The sequence below is a fragment of the Streptomyces sp. NPDC001750 genome, assembly GCF_042892615.1.
GTDB lineage: Bacteria > Actinomycetota > Actinomycetes > Streptomycetales > Streptomycetaceae > Streptomyces.
The window spans coordinates 1-19,901 of record NZ_JBIAUE010000012.1; the positions used below are offsets into that span (position 1 = coordinate 1).

The following is a 19,901-nucleotide window of genomic DNA, read 5'->3' on the forward strand; positions in this document are numbered from 1 at the left end:
AGGCGCTGTGCCGCCGCCTTTCCGTTCTGCGCGTCCTCGACGAGCCTGGCCATCCGGGCCAGTTGCGTGTCGGCGCCGATCCGGGTCGCCTCGACGACCAGCCGGCCGGAGGCGTTCACGGTGGCCCCGGTGACGGAGTCGCCGACGCCCACGTCGACCGGGGCGGACTCCCCGGTGAGCATGGAGGCGTCCACGGCCGATGCGCCCTCGACGATCGTGCCGTCGGTGGCGATCTTCTCGCCGGGCCGTACGACGAAGCGGTCGCCGACGGCGAGACGGCTCACGGGAACGCGCACCTCCCTGCCGTCGCGAAGGACGGAGACGTCCTTCGCGCCCAGGTGCATCAGCACGCGCAGGGCGGAACCGGCCTTCCGCTTGGAGCGGGCCTCCAGGTACCGGCCGAGCAGGATGAAGGTGATGACGCCCGCCGCGACCTCCAGATAGATGGTGGAGGAGGCCCCGTGGCGCGAGGCGATGAGGTCGAAGCCGTGCCGCATCCCGGTCACGCCCGCGTCGCCGAGGAACAGGGCCCACAGGGACCAGCCGAAGGCGGCGAGGGTGCCGACCGAGACCAGGGTGTCCATGGTGGCCACGCCGTGCCGCAGATTGGTCCAGGTGGCGCGGTGGAAGGGCAGCCCGCCCCAGACGACGACGGGCGCGGCGAGAGTGAGGGAGAGCCACTGCCAGTCGTCGAACTGGAAGGCCGGGATCATCGAGAGCAGGACGACGGGGGCGGCGAGGACCGCCGACACGGTCAGGCGCTGGCGCAGTGCGGCGAGCGCGGCGTCGGCTTCCCGTTCGGCGGCGTCGGCGGGCTGCTCGGTGACGTCGGCCGACCGGTCGGCGGTGCCGGTGGGCCGGTCAGGGGGGACAGTGGCCCGTGCTGGGACATCGACCCGCCCGGTGACGTCGGTGGACCGGTCGGCTTCGGTACCGGTCCGGGGCGTGGGAGGTCGTGCCGGGGCCCGTGCCGGGGCGGGGGAGGATACGGGCTGGGCCGTGTAACCGGTCTTCTCGACCGTGGCGATCAGATCGGCGATCCCGGTGCCCGGACCGAACGACACCCGGGCCTTCTCGGTCGCGTAGTTGACCGTGGCGGTGACGCCGTCCATGCGGTTGAGCTTCTTCTCGACCCGGGCCGCGCAGGAGGCGCAGGTCATCCCGCCGATAGCGAGTTCGGCCCGGAAGTTGTCGGTCGCCGGTGCCCCGGCTTCCGTCGCGCTGTGCATGTCCGAAACTCCTGAAACGCCGACCGGGCCGTACCCCACCAGTATCTGCTGGCAGGTCGGGCCCGGCGACAACGCGGGTGATGCGGCTCGGCCCGGGGAGCGGCTTCGTCCCGGGCTCGTGGTCAGGCCGTGGCGCCGACGAGCTCGTAGCCCGCCTCGTCGACCGCGGCGCGCACGTCCTCCTCGGACAGCGGGGCGTCGGAGACGACGGTCACCTGGCCGGTGGAGGCCACCGCCTTCACCGAGGTGACGCCCTTGATGCCGGAGATCTCCTCGGAGATCGCCCCCTCGCAGTGGCCGCAGGTCATGCCGGACACCTGGTAGACGGTGGTCACCGCGCCCGCCGCGGAGTCGACGTCGGCGCTGTCGTGGCAGGAGCCGCTCGGCGAGCAGCAGGAGCCGGTGGCCTGGGGAAGCTGGGTCTCGACGGTCATGGTGTTCTCCTCTTCGACTCTTCGACTGCCACTCTTCGGCCGCGACGTTCCGGCCACGGCCTTCCGGTCGCGGTGAGCGCGAAACGGCATGGCGTCGGGAACCCGGCGGGTCCGGTGGGCTCCGACACTGCACTCTATACCCCTAGGGGGTATGAATGCGAGTGCCCCCGCCGACGGGCGAGTTCCACCGGTGGATGAGTCGCCTCACATCGGGGGGTGGGGGAGCGGGCTCGTACGGCTCGGTCCCGCGTGCCAGAGCGCCGACCAGGTGGCCTCGGTGACCAGGCCGTTCGGCGCGAGCGGGGGATGGTCCGCCTGGAAGCGCCGCACGGCCAGGAAGGTCTGCGGCCCGAACCGACCGTCGAGAGCGGACCACGGCAGGTAGTGACGGTTGGCGAGCATGCACTGGATCTGGGAGACCCGGTCGCCCCGTTCTCCGTACACGGTCGGCGCGTCGCCGTCGTAGAAGGCGCAGACCGGGCTGGAACCGGGCGGCGGCACCGGGTTCCGCGGGTCGGCCGACGCGGCCGGGGCGATGGCGAGGGAAGCGGCCAGGGAGGCGGTCAGCGCGGCCACGGCCAGGGCGACGGCCCGCGCCGCCCCGCGCGTCTTGTCCGCCCCGCGTGCCCTGTCCGGCCTGTGTGTCCTGTCCGGCCTGTGTGTCCTGTCCGGCCTGTGTGTCCAGTGGGTCCTGCGGGACAGCAGCGTCTTCCGGGTCATGGTCGGTCCTGCTCCTCGTGCGGTGCGGCGGGGTGCGCGACCGGGGCCGCGCACCGCCCTCTTGTCGAGGACAACACCGCGTACCGCCACGATGTCACTTCCAGGAACCGTTCGGCGTGTCAGCCGGCCCGGTGCGGCCCGGTCGGCGCGCCGTTCCCGGGCGTGTCGACCGGTGCGTCGTTCCTCCGCGGGTCGGTCGGTACGCCGGGGCGGCGCGGGCCGCCGCAGGAGCGGAGGTAGTCCCGGGTGCGGCGGGCGATGGGGAACGGCTTGTCGGGCGGGCACGGGTACATGTCCTGCTCGACGATGGCGAAGAGGTCGACGTCCAGGGCGCGGGCCGCGGCGAGCACGGGTTCCAGCGCGGGCACCCCGCCCGGCGGTTCGCACATCACGCCCCGCGCCACGGCGGGCCCGAACGGCACCTCGTCCGCCACCACCCGGGCCAGGACCTCCGGATCGACCTGCTTGAGGTGCAGATAGCCGATCCGCTCGCCGTAGGTCTCGATCAGTTCGACGCTGTCGCCGCCGCAGTACGCGTAATGACCGGTGTCGAGGCAGAGCGAGACCAGGTCGGGATCGGTGGCGTCGAGGAAGCGGCCGACGTTCTCCGCCCCGTCGATGTGGGTGTCGGCGTGCGGGTGGACGACGACGCGCAGCCCGTACCGGTCCCGTACCTCCCGGGCCAGCCGTTCCGTCTGGGTGGTGAGATCGCGCCACTGCTCCGCGGTCAGCTCCCGGTCCTCCAGGACCTCGCCCGTCCGGTCGTCGCGCCAGAACGCCGGGATGACCACCAGGTGCCCGGCGCCCATCGCCCGCGTGAGTGCCGCGATGCCGGAGACATGCGCCCAGGTCCGCTCCCAGACACCCGGCCCGTGGTGCAATCCGGTGAAGACCGTCCCGGCCGACACCCCGAGCCCCCGGCGGCCGGTCTCGTCGGCGAGCCGGGCCGGATCGGTCGGGAGATAGCCGTACGGACCCAGCTCGATCCACTCGTAACCCGCCTCGGAGACCTCGTCGAGGAAGCGCTGCCAAGGCACTTGCCGCGGATCGTCGGGGAACCAGACCCCCCACGAGTCGGGTGCCGAACCGATGCGGATGCGCGACGGAGCAGGTGCTCGGGAGGAGGAGACCATGCGGCCCAGACTTCCGGGCCCCGGAACCCCTGTCAATCATTCGTCCTTATGTCCGGACATAGCGTTGACAGGGGGTCGGAGGGCCGTTAGACCTTGAACAGCCGTCAGCGCCGCCGGTCGAAGGGATGTGCGCGCCCATGCCCGAGCCGAAGCCCGAGCCGTACGACGTCATCACCATGGGCAGGATCGGTGTCGATCTCTACCCCCTGCAGACCGGCGTGCCGCTGGCCCGGGTCGAGACGTTCGGCAAGTTCCTCGGCGGCTCGCCCTCCAACGTCGCCGTCGCGGCGGCGCGGCTCGGCCGGCGGACCGCGGTGGTGACGCGCACCGGGCGGGACGCCTTCGGGGACTATCTGCGCCACCAGCTGCGGGAGTTCGGGGTGGACGACCGGTGGGCGACGCCCGTCGACGCGTACCCGACGCCGATCACGTTCTGCGAGGTCTTCCCGCCCGACAACTTCCCGCTCTACTTCTACCGCCGCCCCAAGGCGCCGGACCTGGAGATCCGGACCGAGGAACTGGATCTCGACGCGATCCGGTCCGCGCGGGTCTTCTGGGCGACGGGCACCGGCCTGTGCGCCGAGCCGAGCCGCACCTCGACGCTCGCCGCGCTGCGCGCCCGCGGCCGGTCCGGCATCACCGTGTTCGACCTCGACTGGCGCCCGATGTTCTGGGGCGACGCCACGGCGGATGCCGCCACTCCACCGGACGCGGCCGTCACGCCGAACGAACTCGGCCGGGCGCCGAACCCTCACGGTCGGCTGCCGGGCGCCTCCGACCAGGTGCCGGGCGCCTCCGGCCGGGTGACGGATGCCGCCGCCCGTTACCGCGAGGCCCTCGCACTCGCCACCGTCGCCGTCGGCAACCCCGACGAGTGCGCGATCGCGACCGGGGAGAGCGAACCGTACGCCGCCGCCCGCGCCCTGATCGCCGCAGGTGTCGAACTGGCCGTCGTGAAGCGGGGCCCCGCGGGCGTGCTCGCCGTCCACCGCGACGGCACGGTCACCGACGTGCCCCCGCTGCCCGTCGAGGTCGTCAACGGCCTCGGCGCGGGCGACGCGTTCGGCGGGGCGCTCTGCCACGGGCTGCTCGCGGGCTGGGACGCCGCACGCGTCATGCGGTACGCCAACGCGGCCGGGGCCATCGTCGCCTCCCGGCTCTCCTGCTCGTCCGCCATGCCGTTCCCGCACGAGGTCGAGGCGGTCCTGGCCGAGGGGGCCGTCACCGCCCACCGCACCGGAGCCGCACCATGACGCGGCCACGCACCACCCCGTGCGTCGGGTCACGCACCGGCCCGAGCGCCGGGGCACGCATCGGGTCACGCACCGGCCCGGACGTCGGGCAGCACGTCGGCGAGCGACGGGCAGGGACGGGTAGGGAAGAGACATGACGACGGATGACGACGACGAACCGCGCCGCCACCTCGGCGCGGGCAGCACGGCGAGCGGCTCCTACACCCTCGACATCTCTCCGGAACGCGCTGGCTGGGACCGGTCCCGCCTGCGCGTGCTCGCATTGGAGCCGGGTGGAATTCACACGCTCGTCACCGGGGAGAGCGAGTGGATCGTCCTGCCATTGACCGGTGGCTGTACGGTGCATACCTCAGGTGAGATCTTTGAACTGCTGGGCCGGGAAAGCGTGTTCAGTGGGGTATCCGACTTCGCCTACCTACCGCGCGACGCCCACGCACAGATCGCCTCCGGCGCAGGAGGCCGCTTCGCCCTGGCAGGAGCGAAGTGCGAGCGACGACTCCCCGCTCGCTACGGCCCCGCGCCGGAGGTCCCCGTGGAGCTTCGCGGCTCCGGGAACTGCTCCCGGCAGGTCAACAACTTCGCCGCCGCCGACACGTTCGAGTGCGACCGGCTGATCGCCGTCGAGGTCCTCACGCCCGGCGGCAACTGGTCGTCGTACCCGCCGCACAAGCACGACGAGCACCGCCCCGGCGCCGAGTCCGTGCTGGAGGAGATCTACTACTTCGAGGTGGAGCGCGACGGCCTCGGCTACCACCGGGTGTCGCCGTCCCGTCCCGGCGGTACGGACGTCCTCGCCGAGGTCCGCAGCGGCGACGCCGTCCTGATCCCCGACGGCTGGCACGGCCCGTCCATCGCCCCGCCCGGCCGCACCCTGTACTACCTCAACGTCATGGCGGGCCCGGGGGAGCGGGAGTGGCTCATCACCGACCACCCCGACCACGCGTGGATCCGCGACACCTGGTCCTCGCAACCCGCGGACCCGAGACTTCCGCTGTACGGACCGGAGGCAGCCTCGTGAGCGCGTCAGCCACCCGCCGGCTCACCACCGCCCAGGCCCTGGTGACCTTCCTGACCCGCCAGTACACCGAGCGCGACGGCCGTCGGCAGCGGCTGATCAGCGCCACCTGGGGCATCTTCGGCCACGGCAACGTCGCCGGGATCGGTCAGGCGCTCGTCGAGTCCGGCCGGTCCATGCCGTACTTCCAGGGCCGCAACGAACAGGCCATGGTGCACGCCGCCGTCGGTTACGCCCGCCAGTCCGACCGGCTCTCCGCGCACGCCGTCACCACGTCCATCGGCCCCGGCGCCACCAACCTCGTCACCGGAGCCGCCCTCGCCACCGTCAACCACCTCCCCGTCCTGCTCCTGCCCGGCGACATCTTCGCGACCCGGCCTGCCGACCCCGTGCTCCAGCAGATCGAGGTCCCGTACGCGGGCGATGTCTCCGTCAACGACTGCCTGCGCCCCGTCTCCCGCTACTTCGACCGGATCACCCGCCCGGAGGCCCTGATCCCGGCCGCCCTCCAGGCCATGCGGACCCTCGCCGACCCGGCGGAGACCGGCGCGGTCACGCTGGCGCTGCCGCAGGACGTGCAGGCCCAGGCACACGACTGGCCGGAGGAGTTCTTCGCCGAGCGCGTCTGGTACGTGCGCCGCCCCGCCCCCGACCCGTACGAACTTCAGCGGGCGGTACGGGCCGTGCGCGGTGCCCGACGGCCGCTGATCGTGGCGGGCGGCGGGGTACGCCACAGCGGGGCCGGGGAGGCCCTCGCCGCGTTCGCCGCCGCCACCCGCATCCCCGTCGCCTCCACCCAGGCGGGCAAGGGCTCCCTGCGACACGATCACCCCGCCGATGTCGGCGGCATCGGCCACACCGGCACCGCGACCGCCGACGCGCTGGCCCGGGACGCGGACCTGGTGATCGGGGTCGGAACCCGTTACTCCGACTTCACCACCGCCTCCGCCACCCTCTTCCAGAACCCGGCGGTCCGCTTCCTCAACGTCAACATCACCGGCTTCGACGCGCACAAGCTCGGCGCCCTCACGCTCGTCGCCGACGCCCGTACCGCGCTGAAGGCGCTCGACGCGGAGCTCGGCGCGCGCCACCACCGCGTCGACCCGGCCTACGAGACCGAGTACACCGAGGCCAAGAAGGAGTGGGAACGACGGGTGACGGCCGCGTTCACCGCCGACGACCCGCACGCCAGCCCCACCCAGGCCCAGGTACTCGGCCTCCTCGACGCGCTCGTCACCGAGGACGACGTACTGATCAACGCGGCCGGTTCGCTCCCCGGCGACCTGCACAAGCTCTGGCGGGCCCGTTCCCCGCACCAGTACCACGTCGAGTACGGCTACTCCTGCATGGGCTACGAGATCCCGGCCGCGATCGGGGTCCGGCTGGCCGCCCCCGACCGCCCCGTCTGGGCGCTCGTCGGCGACGGCACGTATCTGATGAACCCCACCGAGATCGTCACCGCCGTGCAGCAGGAGCTGCCCGTGAAGCTCGTCGTGCTCCAGAACCACGGCTACGCGTCCATCGGCGGCCTCTCCGAGACGGTCGGCGCCGAGCGCTTCGGCACCGCCTACCGTCACCGCGCCACCGACGGCACCTTCACCGGTTCGCCGCTGCCCGTCGACCTCGCGGCCAACGCCGGCTCGCTCGGCATGCGGGTGCTGCGCGCCAGGACCGTGCGCGACCTGCGCGAAGCCCTCGCCGAGGCGCGGGCCTCGGACGTTCCCACTTGTGTCTACGTCGAGACCGAAACGGCAGACACAGTGTCGGGCCCTCCTCCGGCGCAGGCGTGGTGGGATGTTCCCGTGGCCGAGACGGCCACCCGGCCGTCGGCCGTGAAAGCCCGCGAGACGTACGACCGGAATGCCGCCGACCGACGCCATCACCTCTGAAGCGACGACCGCCGCTCAGTGCCCGGAGACCGCCCTTCCCGCCGGCACCGTCCAGCCGTCCGAAGACGTCACCGAACGCCATCGAACCCCCACCGCACGCCATCGAAGGAGCTCTGTCATGAAGACCGTCAACCACTGGATCGGTGGCAAGACCGTCGAGGGTGCGTCGGGCAACTACGGCCCGGTCACCGACCCGGCCACGGGCGAGGTCACCACCCGGGTCGCGCTCGCCTCCCTCGACGAGGTGGACGCCGCGGTCGCCGCCGCGAAGGACGCCTACGCCACCTGGGGCACGTCCTCGCTGGCGACCCGCACCGCGATCCTCTTCCGTTACCGCGCGCTGCTCGACGCCCACCGCGAGGACATCGCCCGCCTGATCACCGCCGAGCACGGCAAGGTGCACTCGGACGCCCTGGGCGAGGTGGCCCGCGGTCTGGAGATCGTCGAGCTGGCCTGCGGCATCACGACCCAGCTCAAGGGCGAGCTGTCCACCCAGGTGTCCAGCCGGGTGGACGTCGCCGCGATCCGCCAGTCGCTCGGCGTCGTCGCCGGAATCACCCCGTTCAACTTCCCGGCCATGGTGCCGATGTGGATGTTCCCGCTCGCCGTCGCGTGCGGCAACACGTTCGTGCTCAAGCCCAGCGAGAAGGACCCGTCGGCCGCCATGCTGCTGGCCGAGCTGGCCGCCGAGGCCGGTCTGCCGGACGGTGTGCTGAACGTCCTGCACGGTGACAAGGTCGCCGTCGACGGGCTGCTGAACCACCCGGACGTGGCCGCGGTCTCCTTCGTGGGCTCCACCCCGATCGCCCGCTACATCCACGCCACCGCCTCCGCCAACGGCAAGCGCGTCCAGGCGCTCGGCGGAGCGAAGAACCACATGCTGGTGCTGCCGGACGCGGACCTCGACGCCGCCGCCGACGCCGCCGTCTCCGCCGCGTACGGCTCCGCCGGTGAGCGCTGCATGGCGATCTCCGCGGTCGTCGCGGTCGGCTCCATCGGCGACGAACTCGTCGCCAAGATCAAGGAGCGCGCCGAGAAGATCAAGATCGGCCCGGGCAACGACCCGTCGTCCGAGATGGGCCCGCTGATCACCGCCGCCCACCGCGACAAGGTCGCCTCCTATGTCACGGGCGCGGCGGCCCAGGGCGCCGAGGTCGTCCTGGACGGCACCGGCTTCACCGTCGAGGGCTTCGAGAACGGCCACTGGATCGGCCTCTCCCTCCTCGACCACGTGTCCACCGACTCGGACGCGTACAAGGACGAGATCTTCGGCCCGGTGCTGTGCGTGCTGCGCGCGGAGACGTACGAGGAGGGCGTGGCCCTCATGAACGCCTCGCCGTTCGGCAACGGCACCGCGATCTTCACCCGTGACGGCGGCGCCGCCCGCCGCTTCCAGCTGGAGATCGAGGCCGGCATGGTCGGCGTCAACGTGCCGATCCCGGTGCCGGTGGGCTACCACTCCTTCGGTGGCTGGAAGGACTCCCTCTTCGGCGACCACCACATCTACGGCAACGACGGCGTGCACTTCTACACCCGCGGCAAGGTCGTCACCACCCGCTGGCCGGACCCGGCCGACGCACCGGCCGGTGTGGACCTGGGCTTCCCCCGCAACCACTGATCCCACTGCCCCGCCCGCGGTCCCCGATCCACCCCGAGGCGACGGCCCGTCCGGACACACCCCTCCGTGTCCGGACGGGCCGTCGCCGCGTTCCGTGTCCGGGCGGGCCGTCGTTCCTTTCCGCAGCCGGGCGGACCACGGCCCCGGGCGAGCCGTCGTTCCTTTCCGCGGCCGGGCGGGCCACGGCCCCGGGCGGACCGCGTGTGCGTCCCAGGGGCTCACATGCGCCGCAGCCCCAGGTACTGGAGCGCCCCCATGCCCGCCACGGTCAGACCCTGGAACACGATCCAGCCGTTGCCGATCCCCGTCGCCGTCAGCGCGTCCACGAGCACGGCGACCACACTCGCCACGGCCCAGGCGGTGTTCAGGGCGATGACGAAGGTGACCGCGCCCCGGTGGAGCTCGGCCCGGCGGGAGACGGACAGCAGCCACGCCGCGTACACCGTGAGGAACACGCCCACCGCGTACTCCACCGGGCGTGGTACACCGAGGAACGAGTCCAGGACCGTGGCGAGCGCGAGATAGCCGATGCCGTTGGCGCCGGTGAGGACCACGTCCGCCATGAGGGCCGTCCGGAGCAGTCCGTCGGTGCGGGCGACGCCCGCCGTTTCCTTCGTGCCCGGTGCCGGGGCCGTACTCGCGTTCCGGTACGCCATCACTGGGTCCTCCTGTCGTTGTCACGCGGTCTGTCGTGTCGTGCCTTCGGCGAAGGCGCGTGCCGCACGAGGAAGGTACGGACGCACGCGGCACCCGCTCAATTACCTCTGAGGTCATGCGCGTGAACGCGCCGCGCATTTCTCTTATGACGGCGAGTGAAAAGAAGGCTTCCCGTGTGACGCAGGCCACGTGATATGTGCCACTCTTATCCCGATTTGGGGCGTTTGGCGTGTGGGGTGGGTCATGTGGCGGCGGTCACTATGAGGCTCAGTAGTAGGCCTCTCCGAACCCATTCTCCCTGCGTTTCAATGCTCCACGAAGAAATCTCGGATCATTTCCATCGACACCTACGGTGCGTTTTAGTAAAAGGTCCTCGTTGACTTGGATTTCCTCCTCGCATAACAATTTTTGACATCACCCCCCCGATCGAAGAGGAATTGCTGAATGCAGATCACTGCGATGCCCAAGAATTTCGCTCGTATGACCCGCGCCAAGAAGACTTCTCTGGGCGTGCTCGCGGCAGGCGCGGCGGTTGTCGCCGGTGCCGTCGCCGGAGCCCCGGCCGCCTCGGCCGCCACCCCGGCCCAGGCTCCCGCCGCCCCCACCCGGGCGAGTGGCGGCAACGTCGACGCCTGGATCAAGCAGGCGCTGGAGGTCATGCGGGCGAAGGGCATCCCGGGCTCGTACGACGGGATCCACCGCAACCTGATGCGTGAGTCCGGCGGCAATCCGAACGCCATCAACAACTGGGACTCCAACGCCGCCAAGGGCATTCCGTCCAAGGGGCTGCTGCAGGTCATCGACCCGACGTTCAACGCCTACCACGTCAGCGGGACGGCCAAGAACGTCTACGACCCGGTGGCCAACATCACCGCCGCCGCGAACTACGCCGCGCACCGCTACGGCTCCATCGACAACGTCAACTCCGCCTACTGAGCGGGGAAGCCGAAGAACGACCGGGGCAGGGGAGCCGTCATGGCTCCCCTGCCCCGGTTTTCGGCGTCGACGCCGTCGGCGCGGTGCAACTCGCTCGCGGCGTAGCCTCGCCGATGCTGTGATGGGGCCATGAACACCCCGACCGCGACCGCTCCGACCGCGTCCACCGCCCCGTCAGTGCCCGCCCCGGCCACGACCGCTCCGTCCGTGCCCGCCCCGGCCACGACCGCTCCGGTCAGGCCGCAGCACGAGATCCGCGCCCTGTACACGGACACGACGATCACCGTCTACCAGGCGTACGCCCCGTTCATCGGACAGCCGGCGGCGCGCGACGGGCGGTTCCCGGAGGCGTGGAAGCGCGACCGCATGACATGGATCAAGCCGAGCTTCCTGTGGATGATGTACCGCTGCGGCTGGGCCATGAAGGAGGGCCAGGAGACCGTTCTGGCCGTCGAGATCGCCCGCGAGGGATTCGACTGGGCACTGGCCCACTCCGAACTCTCCCACTACGTGCGCGGAGTTCACGCCGACCGTGCCGCCTGGCAGGACAGCCTGCGCCGGAGCCCGGCCCGCGTCCAGTGGGACCCGGAACGCGATCTGCGCCTGGACCGGCTCCCGTACCGTTCGCTGCAACTCGGCCTGTCCGGCGAGGCGTCGCGACGGTACGCGGACGAGTGGACCGTCTCGATCCGTGACGTCACGCCGCTGGCCCGGCGCATCCACGAACACGTGACGGCGGGGCGGCTCGGCGAGGCGACGCAACTGCTGCCGAGGGAGCTGCCCTACCCCGGGGCGACGGGCCACACCGCCTCTTGAGCTCCACCCCGCTGTTCGCCGGTGCGGGGGAGCGGGGCGACCGGGCGCGCGGGCGCGTACATCGCGTGACCGGGCAGCGCGTGCAGCCGCGTGGATCAGGCGAGCGGGCCAATGCTTCTGCGGGGTGACAGGCCCGGCGTTACGTTCCGCGTATGACCCACCACGCCCTCTTGCTGTCGGCGCCCGGTCTGAAGATCAACTGGGCCGGGATGCCGACGTACAACACGATCATCGCGGTCACGGCCGGTGCCGGGCTGCTGCTCGTGGTGGCGCTGGGGTACCAGCTCCTGAAGCCCGGGCGCACCATCACCCCCGACGGATGGGCGCTGGCGTTCGGAGCCATCGGCTTCGTCCTGGTCGTGGCCGGTCTCCACATGGTCCTGACCTGGCCACTCGCCGGGGGCGGCTTCCCGCAGAACAACATCGCCTTCGGCGAACCGGCGGTGCTCTTCGGTGTCCTCCTCCTCGCCGCCGCCCTCTACCTCTGGAAACGCGGTGCCGACATCAACAGCGCCAACCGCGTCGTCCACACGGCCCGCGTCACCGCGCCCGTCTCCCTCCTGGTGTTCGGCGTCGGGCTGGCCTGTCTGGGGATCGCCGCCGCGGGCTGGAAGTACACGCTGTTCGCCGCGCCTCCGCAGGAACCCGTCGCCGGGGAGTTCGCGCGGTGGCCGTGGCTGGAGACGTCCTTCGTCTCCGCGGCGTACCTCCTGGTGGGCGTCGGGGCCGTCCTGTTCCCGTTCATGCTGCGCCGGCCCCGGGGGCGGGCGGCCCAGGTCATCGGGGTCGCCTGGGGGCTGTCCGGGCTGGCGTTCTTCCTGTTCGGCGCGCTCGCCTACTTCACCCACATCGGCCTGATCATGAACACCAAGTGAGGCGCGCGGGGCGCCACCACGGCCCCGGACGACGGCCCCGGGAACCACGGAACCCGGCGCAGGGCGCGAGGGACGGAGCCCGGCCAGCGGCATCCGGCCCCCGTCCCCGCCGTGCTACGGCGCCTCGGGGGCCACCGCATCGGCCCACCCCGTCACGGCCACCACCTCGCGCGCGAGATCCGTGACCTTCCGGCCGTCCGTCGCCACACGCACCGTGTCCGCCGGGGCGTGTTCGTCCAGGAAACGGGCCCTGCGCATGCTGTTCGCCACCTCGCGGTCCAGTTCCGAGCCGATCTCCCGGCCCAGGAGCCGGCCGTACGTCGTGGTGTCGGAGGCGGTGAGCAGAACGCGGACGATCCGTACGTGCGAGCCCATCGCGCGCTCGAACATCGCCGCCGACTCCGGCAGCACGCTCACCGTGTTGGTGTAGACGAGCCGCCGGTATCCGAGTTCCGCGAAGTTCGACCAGACCGCCGCCAGATTGCGCTCGGTGATCCCCGCCCGGTGCGGATCGCCGGGCGGAGCCGGATGGACCTGCCCCATCAGATCGCCCTCCAGCACCGCGTGTGCCACCTCCGCCGCCCGCAACAGCGCCGACACCTCCCAGGCCACGGTCGACTTCCCCACGCCCGCGCGCCCGCCGATGAGCAATACCTCCGCCTGATTCATGTCGGCAGGGTGCCAGTCCGCGAAGGCCACCGCGAGACGCCCGCCCGTGTCGGGCGTCCCTTCGATTCCTCGCACCGGAACCTGCCGCGCATCCCCGGCGCGCACCGCGTATCGCCCCGGCATACCGCGCATGGAGTACGCCGGACGGCGGCCGTGCACCGGTCGGAGGCCGGAGACTTCCCCCGACGTCCCGTACGAGGGCGATGCTCCGCCTTGCGATGCACCGCATCCGACGCCGTGCGCTGATTCACCGGGGAGGGCGAGGTCGTTAGGGTCGGGAGGCATGGAGACCCCTGAAGCGCGTACGCCCCGATGGCGGCTTCCGCTGCCCCGAGCCCGTCGGCGAGGGCTCGGGGGCGTGCGCGGCCGGTGGGCCGCGGGCCTCGCGGCGCTCGCCGTACTGGCCGCCGCCGGGACGTGGAACGCCGTGGCCGACGACGGCACCCCAGCCGTGCACCGCCAGGACCGGACGATGCGTGTCGACGGGGTGTCACTCGACACCTCGTACTTCACCACCGGTGGCACGGAACGCCGCCCGGCCGTACTGATCGGGCACGGGTTCGGCGGCAGCAAGAACGACGTACGGGCGCAGGCCGAGCGGCTGGCCGGTGCCGGGTACGCCGTGCTGACCTGGTCCGCCCGAGGGTTCGGGAAGTCGGGCGGGGAGATCTCGCTCAACGCCCCCGACCGCGAGGTCAAGGACGTCTCCCGGCTGATCGACTGGCTCGCGGACCGGCCCGAGGTGCGGCTCGACGCCGAGGGGGACCCGCGTGTCGGCGTCACCGGCGCCTCCTACGGCGGTGCCGTCTCGCTGCTCGCCGCCGGGTACGACCGGCGCGTCGACGCCGTCGCTCCGCAGATCACGTACTGGAACCTGGCCGACGCGCTCTTCCCCGACGGGGTCTTCAAGAAGCTGTGGGCCGGGATCTTCGTCACCACGGGCGGCGGCTGCCAGAAGTTCGAGAAGCGGATCTGCGCGATGTACGAACGGGTCGCCGTCACCGGGAAACCCGACGCCGCCGCGCGCGCACTGCTCACCGAACGGTCCCCGAGCGCCGTCGCCGACCGGATCGGAGCGCCCGCGCTCATCGTGCAGGGCCAGTCCGACTCCCTCTTCCCGCTCGGCCAGGCGGACGCCATGGCGCGTGCGATCCGCGCCAACGGCGCACCGGTCGCCGTCGACTGGATCGCGGGCGGGCACGACGGAGGCGACCTGGAGGCCGACCGGATCCACGGCCGGATCACCGACTGGTTCGACCGCTACCTCAAGGACGACACGAACGCCGACACCGGGCCCGCCTTCCGCGTCACCCGGACCGGAGGCGTCGACTCCACCGACGGCGCCGCCCGTACGCGCGGGGCGAGCAGCGCCACGTACCCGGGACTGGCCGGCGACGGGAAGAGGACGATCGGCCTCGGACGGCGGACGCAGACGTTCCACAACCCGGCCGGGGCCAACCCGCCCGGCATCTCCGCCGTACCGGGCGTCGGCGGCGGGCTGACCCGGCTGTCCTCGCTCGGTGTCGGCCTCTCCATGGACTTCCCCGGACAGTACGCGCGCTTCGACTCCGCGCCGTTGGACGGGCCCGTACGCGTCACCGGCTCCCCGACCGTGCGGATGAACGTGAAGGCGGACCACGGCGACGCCGTGCTGTTCGGCAAGGTCTACGACGTATCGCCGGACGGCGGGCAACAGGTGCTGCCCGCGCAACTCGTCGCCCCCTTCCGCATCACCCCGGACCGGCAGGGCCGGGACATGGAGCTGACCCTCCCCGCCATCGACCACCGGTTCGACGCGGGGCACCGGCTCCGGCTGGTCCTCTCCGCGACCGACCTCGGGTACGCCTCGCCGGCCGAACCGGCGACGTACACGGCGACCACCACCGGACCGCTCACCGTCCCCACCGCCCCCGCCCTGAGGACGGCGGCGGCCGCGCTGCCCCGGTGGACCTGGGGGCTCCCGGCGGCCGCCGCGGTGATCGCCGCCCTGTTGCTGTTCACCGCCCGCCGCACCTCCGGCTCCGGCGCCCGGCGTACCACGCGCCCGGCGCCCGGCACCGCACCCGACCCGGCGCTCGCCGCCGTCCCCCTCCGTATCACCGGCCTCTCGAAGAGGTACGTCAAGTCGGCCGGCATTCCCCGAGCTCTCGACTCGGTTCGGGCAGGGGAGACCCCATTCGCGGTGAAGGACCTGTCCTTCCGGGTCGAGAAGGGGCAGGTGCTCGGACTCCTCGGCCCCAACGGCGCGGGCAAGACCACCACCCTGCGCATGCTCATGGGCCTGATCACACCGGACGACGGCGAGATCCGCGTGTTCGGGCAGACCGTCCGGCCGGGCGCGCCCGTGCTGTCGCGCGTCGGGGCGTTCGTCGAGGGAGCCGGATTCCTGCCGCACCTGTCCGGGCGCGCCAATCTGGAGCTGTACTGGGCGGCCACCGGCCGCCCCGCCGAGGACTCCCGCATCGACGAGGCCCTGGCGATCGCCGGGCTCGGCGACGCGCTCGCCCGCGCCGTCCGCACGTACTCGCAGGGCATGCGGCAGCGGCTGGCCATCGCCCAGGCCATGCTCGGAATGCCGGACCTGCTCATCCTCGACGAACCGACGAACGGGCTCGACCCGCCCCAGATCCGCGAGATGCGCGACGTGATGATCAGGTACGCGGCCGGGGGCCGTACCGTCATCGTCTCCAGCCACCTCCTCTCCGAGGTCGAACAGTCCTGCACCCATCTCGTGGTCATGGACCGGGGCCGGCTCGTCCAGGCGGGCCCGGTCGCCGAGATCATCGGCTCCGGCGACGTGCTGCTGGTCACCACCGCACGCGAACTGTCCGACCCCCTCGTGGAGAAGGTCGCCGCGCTGCCGGGGATCGGCTCGGCCACGCGTACGGACGACGGGCGGGGACTGCTGGTACGCCTCGACGCGACCAGCACCACGACGTCCGATCTGATCGCCGAACTGGTCCGGCTCGACGTGCCGTTGACCGGCGTCGGGCCGCACCGCCGCCTGGAGGACGCGTTCCTGACCCTGATTTCCGGAGGCTCCGCATGAGTGCCACAGGCGATGCCACAGAGACCGGCGCGACGATCGATGCGCCGGACGCATCCGAAGCGTCCGGTGCATCGGGTGTGTCCGGTGCATCCGGTGTGTCCGGTGCCGGGGGCGGGGCGGGTGCGCCCGGCTACCGCGCCCGGCGCACCCTGCCGCTGCGCGTCGAGGCGGTGCGCCAACTGCGCAGGCGCCGCACGCTGTTCATGGGCGCGGTGCTGGCCCTGCTGCCGTTCGTCCTGATCGCCGCGTTCGCGATCGGCGGCACACCGTCCTCGCGGGGCGGCGGTGGCGGACGGATCACCCTGATGGACACCGCGACCGCGTCCGGCGCGAATTTCGCCGCGACCTGCCTGTTCGTGTCCGCGGGGTTCCTGCTCGTGATCCCGGTGGCACTGTTCTGCGGCGACACGGTGGCGTCCGAGGCCGGCTGGTCCTCGCTGCGCTATCTGCTGGCGGCGCCCGTGCCCCGGGCCAGGCTGCTGTGGAGCAAGCTTGTCGTGGCCCTCGGCTTCAGCCTGGCGGCGATGGTGCTGCTGCCGCTCGTCGCCCTGGCCGCGGGAACCGTCGCGTACGGGTGGGGGCCGCTCCAGCTCCCCACCGGCGGCGCGCTCGACGCCACGACGGCGATGTCGCGGCTGACGCTCGCCGTAGCGTTCGTCTTCGTGTCCCAACTGGTCACCGCCGGGCTGGCGTTCTGGCTTTCGACGAGGACCGACGCCCCGCTGGGCGCCGTCGGTGGGGCGGTCGGGCTGACGATCGTCGGCAATGTGCTGGACGCCGTCACCGCGCTCGGTTCCTGGCGCGAATTCCTGCCCGCGCACTGGCAGTTCGCGTGGGCGGACGCGCTCCAGCCCGAACTGGAATGGGGCGGCATGCTGAAGGGGGCGTCGGTCTCGGTGGCCTACGCGCTGGTCCTGTTCGCGCTCGCGTTCAGGGGGTTCGGCCGCAAGGACGTGGTGTCCTGAGCCCTCGCCCGTACCGCGACCGGGTTCGGGAGCCGGAACCGGAAGCCGGAACTCGCGTACGGGAGCCGGGAAACGGCGGTGCGGGCCGTTCGTACGGGGGCCGGCTGCGCGGCCGTTCCCGCGGAAACCGGCCGTGCGCGCCGCCCGCCGTGGCCATGATGGAGGCCATGCCCTCCCTCTTCCTGATACTCGCGGTGATCACGACCGGTATCTACGCCGGATTCCTGCTGACGTTCCTGGTCGCGATCATGCCGGGCATCGCGCTGCTGCCGGACGAGCGGTTCGCGGACGCGATGCGCCGCTTCAACGAGAAGGTGCCCGGCCCCCTCTTCCTGGTCCTTTTCGTCGGGGTGGTCGCCCTCCCGGCGGCCGTCGTCGTCACCGCCTTCGGGAGCGGCGCCGGGACCGGCGGCACGGAACGGGCGTGTGCGGTGGGGGCCCTGGCCTGCGCACTCGGCAGCCACCTCGTCACGATCGCCGGGAACATCCCGCTGAACAAGGCGCTCGCGCAATCCGAGGGCGACGGCGACGACGGGGCGGCCCGCGCGGCGTTCGAGACCCGCTGGAACGGCCTCCACCGCATCCGGAGCGCACTCTCCCTCGCGGCGTTCGTCCTGCTGACCACGATGGCCGTCGTCTGAGGGCGCCGCCCCGCGACCCGTGGCGGATCGGCGCGCGGCGTCGGATGCGGTGCCTCGCAGGACGGAGGGACGCCCGTGTACGGGGAGGTATGCGGGCGTGCCGGCGACGCGGCGAGGTGCCGCGGCCGACGTCGGGCGCCCGTCGGGGCCGACGGGACGGCCCTTGGCCGACGGGCCTTCTCGCGGACTTCCGTTCCGCCTTCGCCGAGGGCCGTTGCGCCTTCTCGTACGGCCGTTCTGTGGGCGAGGTGCTGTGTACGGGTGGAGGAGCTGTGACGGTCACGGCGGGCCGCGCAACCAACGCGCCCGGCTGCCGGTCCGAATGGGTGGAGTGCCGGTATTCACATCCGATATTCACGCCCGAACAAAGGAATCCACGTGACATCCCGCGTCCTCGGAACCGCCGCCGTTCTCGGAACCACTGTCGTCCTCGCCGTCACGGCGGCGACCGCCGCGACGGCCGCACCCGCCGCACCCGCCGCACCCGCCGCGCCCGTCGCATCCGCGCCGGGCGGGACCGCCCCCGCCCAGCCGCCGGGGCGGAACGACTTCAACGGGGACGGCTACCCGGACGTGGCGTTCACCGCGCCCGGTGCCACCGTCGACGGCAAGGCCGGGGCCGGTTACGTGGGCGTGGTGTACGGATCCGCGAGCGGTCCGAGGACCTCCACCAAGCAGGTCCTCACCCAGAACTCGCCCGGCGTCCCGGACGGGGCCGAGGCCGGTGACGCGTTCGGCAGCTCGCTGGTCTCCGCCGACCTGGACCGGGACGGGTACGACGACCTCGTGATCGGCGCGCCCGGAGAGTCGGCCGGCACCACCGAGAAGGCCGGCTCGCTCACCGTGATCTGGGGCGGCCCACGGGGCCTGTCCGGCGGTGCCACGCTGCTGACCGGCGACGAGCAGTATCAGGGGATCGGCACCAGGACCGCCGTGGGCGACTTCGACGGCGACGGCGCCGTCGACGTCGTCACTCTCGGAAGGGGACAGGGCGACACGCACGTCCTGTCCGGCCCGTTCGGGCGCGACGGCAGTCCGGCGGCTCCCGTCAGGGTGATCCGCGACATGGACGACCTGCGCTACCTCGACATCACCGCGGGCGACTTCGACGGCGACGGCCGCGACGACCTGGCCGCGGTGGTCCACGACGGCGACGAGTACGACGCCCGGCGCATCCTGATCCGCAGCGGCGGTGCCACCGGCCCGAGCGAGGAGTACACCGTCGTCAACCGTGCGGACGGCTCCCGCCTCCAGGGCGGCGAGACCATCGCCGCGGGTCGCGTGAACGGCGACAGGTACGCCGACCTCGTCGTGGGCCGCCCGGTCGACGGCTACGACAGCGACGTGGACCTCCCGCTCGCCAAGGGCGGCATGATCACCTACGTGCCCGGCGGCCCCACCGGCCCGCGGGGGGACCGGGCCCAGGTCCTCAACCAGGACAGCCCCGGCGTCCCGGGCGCCGCCGAACGGTCCGACGGATTCGGAGCCTCCGTCTCCATCGGGGACGTGAACGGCGACGGCTACGGCGACATCGCCGTCGGCGTACCCGGTGAGGACCTGGGCACGACGAAGAACGCGGGTTCGGTCCTAGTCCTCCCCGGCACCGCGTCCGGTCCCACGGGCAAGGGCACGGTGGGCTTCAACCAGGACACGGCGGACGTCCCCGGCGGCGCCGAGCCGAACGACCGCTTCGGCGCCGCCGCGACCCTGGTCGACGCCAACCGCGACGGCCGCGCGGAACTGTTCGTCGGCGCCCCCGGCGAGAACGCCGACGCGGGCTCCCTCTGGGTCTTTCCGACCACGGCCTCCGGCCCGACCGCCAAGGGGTCGTTCACCTTCGGCCACGGGACGCTGGGCACCACCCCGACGAAAGCGGGGCTCGGCTCGTCGTTCAACCGCTGACCGACCGCTCGTCGATGCGACCGGCCACCCGTCGACGCGACCGACCGCTCGTCGACGAGACCGGCCCCGTCCCCGGATGCGACCGGTCCCGCCGCTCCCC

17 protein-coding genes are annotated in these 19,901 nt (G+C 72.3%); 11 read left to right on the plus strand and 6 right to left on the minus strand.

Annotation, left to right across the window (positions count from 1 at the left end):
* The 4 genes from ACFYY6_RS19510 to ACFYY6_RS19525 form a co-directional block, all read right to left on the minus strand.
* Positions 1-1,229, minus strand: a 1,229-nt coding sequence (locus tag ACFYY6_RS19510; RefSeq protein ID WP_389194353.1) for a heavy metal translocating P-type ATPase, incomplete at its 3' end; no start/stop codon positions are given.
* 122 nt (positions 1,230-1,351) lie between these two features.
* Positions 1,352-1,663, minus strand: coding sequence for a heavy-metal-associated domain-containing protein (locus ACFYY6_RS19515; RefSeq protein ID WP_351525443.1), 312 nt, complete (start codon positions 1,661-1,663; stop codon positions 1,352-1,354).
* A 204-nt stretch (positions 1,664-1,867) separates the two neighbouring features.
* Positions 1,868-2,383 carry a peptidoglycan-binding protein gene (locus tag ACFYY6_RS19520; protein ID WP_389194356.1) on the minus strand — a complete coding sequence of 172 codons (516 nt, stop codon included), beginning with the start codon at positions 2,381-2,383 and terminating at the stop codon, positions 1,868-1,870.
* Between the two features lie 119 nt (positions 2,384-2,502).
* Positions 2,503-3,516 carry a sugar phosphate isomerase/epimerase family protein gene (locus ACFYY6_RS19525; protein WP_389194359.1) on the minus strand — a complete coding sequence of 338 codons (1,014 nt, stop codon included), beginning with the start codon at positions 3,514-3,516 and terminating at the stop codon, positions 2,503-2,505.
* 137 nt (positions 3,517-3,653) lie between these two features.
* Between ACFYY6_RS19525 and iolC the strand changes: the two genes are divergently transcribed.
* The 4 genes from iolC (at position 3,654) to mmsA (ending at position 9,291) form a co-directional block, all read left to right on the plus strand.
* The gene (iolC, locus tag ACFYY6_RS19530) at positions 3,654-4,769 is read left to right on the plus strand and encodes a 5-dehydro-2-deoxygluconokinase (protein ID WP_351525440.1); all 1,116 of its coding nucleotides are present in this window, start codon (positions 3,654-3,656) and stop codon (positions 4,767-4,769) included.
* Between the two features lie 133 nt (positions 4,770-4,902).
* On the plus strand, positions 4,903-5,787 hold the full coding sequence (gene iolB / locus ACFYY6_RS19535) for a 5-deoxy-glucuronate isomerase (RefSeq protein WP_351525439.1): 885 nt from the start codon (positions 4,903-4,905) through the stop codon (positions 5,785-5,787).
* Entirely contained in the window at positions 5,784-7,673 is a 1,890-nt protein-coding gene (gene iolD, locus ACFYY6_RS19540) for a 3D-(3,5/4)-trihydroxycyclohexane-1,2-dione acylhydrolase (decyclizing) (protein WP_389194363.1), read from the plus strand. The genes iolB and iolD overlap by 4 nt, the downstream gene beginning before the upstream one ends.
* A 118-nt stretch (positions 7,674-7,791) precedes the next feature.
* A complete protein-coding gene (gene mmsA / locus ACFYY6_RS19545) occupies positions 7,792-9,291 on the plus strand; it encodes a CoA-acylating methylmalonate-semialdehyde dehydrogenase (RefSeq protein ID WP_351525437.1) in 1,500 nt (499 codons plus the stop codon).
* Between the two features lie 218 nt (positions 9,292-9,509).
* On the opposite strand, the gene ACFYY6_RS19550 is transcribed toward mmsA, so the two are convergent.
* Complete coding sequence (locus tag ACFYY6_RS19550; protein WP_351524630.1) at positions 9,510-9,947, minus strand: hypothetical protein; 438 nt, start codon at positions 9,945-9,947, stop codon at positions 9,510-9,512.
* A gap of 445 nt (positions 9,948-10,392) precedes the next feature.
* Between ACFYY6_RS19550 and ACFYY6_RS19555 the strand changes: the two genes are divergently transcribed.
* The 3 genes from ACFYY6_RS19555 (at position 10,393) to ACFYY6_RS19565 (ending at position 12,575) form a co-directional block, all read left to right on the plus strand.
* Positions 10,393-10,884, plus strand: coding sequence for a transglycosylase SLT domain-containing protein (locus tag ACFYY6_RS19555; RefSeq protein ID WP_351524631.1), 492 nt, complete (start codon positions 10,393-10,395; stop codon positions 10,882-10,884).
* A 129-nt stretch (positions 10,885-11,013) separates the two neighbouring features.
* The gene (locus ACFYY6_RS19560; RefSeq protein WP_386607932.1) at positions 11,014-11,700 is read left to right on the plus strand and encodes a DUF4291 domain-containing protein; all 687 of its coding nucleotides are present in this window, start codon (positions 11,014-11,016) and stop codon (positions 11,698-11,700) included.
* A gap of 152 nt (positions 11,701-11,852) precedes the next feature.
* The gene (locus ACFYY6_RS19565) at positions 11,853-12,575 is read left to right on the plus strand and encodes a DUF981 family protein (RefSeq protein ID WP_386607931.1); all 723 of its coding nucleotides are present in this window, start codon (positions 11,853-11,855) and stop codon (positions 12,573-12,575) included.
* 114 nt (positions 12,576-12,689) lie between these two features.
* Here the strand turns inward: ACFYY6_RS19565 and ACFYY6_RS19570 are convergent, their stop codons facing one another.
* On the minus strand, positions 12,690-13,244 hold the full coding sequence (locus ACFYY6_RS19570; RefSeq protein WP_351524634.1) for a hypothetical protein: 555 nt from the start codon (positions 13,242-13,244) through the stop codon (positions 12,690-12,692).
* A gap of 283 nt (positions 13,245-13,527) precedes the next feature.
* Between ACFYY6_RS19570 and ACFYY6_RS19575 the strand changes: the two genes are divergently transcribed.
* From ACFYY6_RS19575 to ACFYY6_RS19590, 4 genes are all read left to right on the plus strand, one after another.
* A complete protein-coding gene (locus ACFYY6_RS19575; RefSeq protein ID WP_351626414.1) occupies positions 13,528-16,293 on the plus strand; it encodes an alpha/beta fold hydrolase in 2,766 nt (921 codons plus the stop codon).
* A gap of 77 nt (positions 16,294-16,370) precedes the next feature.
* Complete coding sequence (locus ACFYY6_RS19580; protein ID WP_351524636.1) at positions 16,371-17,258, plus strand: ABC transporter permease; 888 nt, start codon at positions 16,371-16,373, stop codon at positions 17,256-17,258.
* Between the two features lie 167 nt (positions 17,259-17,425).
* Positions 17,426-17,899, plus strand: a complete 474-nt coding sequence (locus ACFYY6_RS19585) for an anthrone oxygenase family protein (protein ID WP_351626420.1) — start codon at positions 17,426-17,428, stop codon at positions 17,897-17,899.
* Between the two features lie 378 nt (positions 17,900-18,277).
* Positions 18,278-19,801: an FG-GAP repeat protein gene (locus ACFYY6_RS19590; RefSeq protein ID WP_389194369.1), complete on the plus strand. Its 1,524-nt coding sequence runs from the start codon at positions 18,278-18,280 to the stop codon at positions 19,799-19,801.
* The last annotated feature ends 100 nt before the right edge of the window (positions 19,802-19,901 follow it).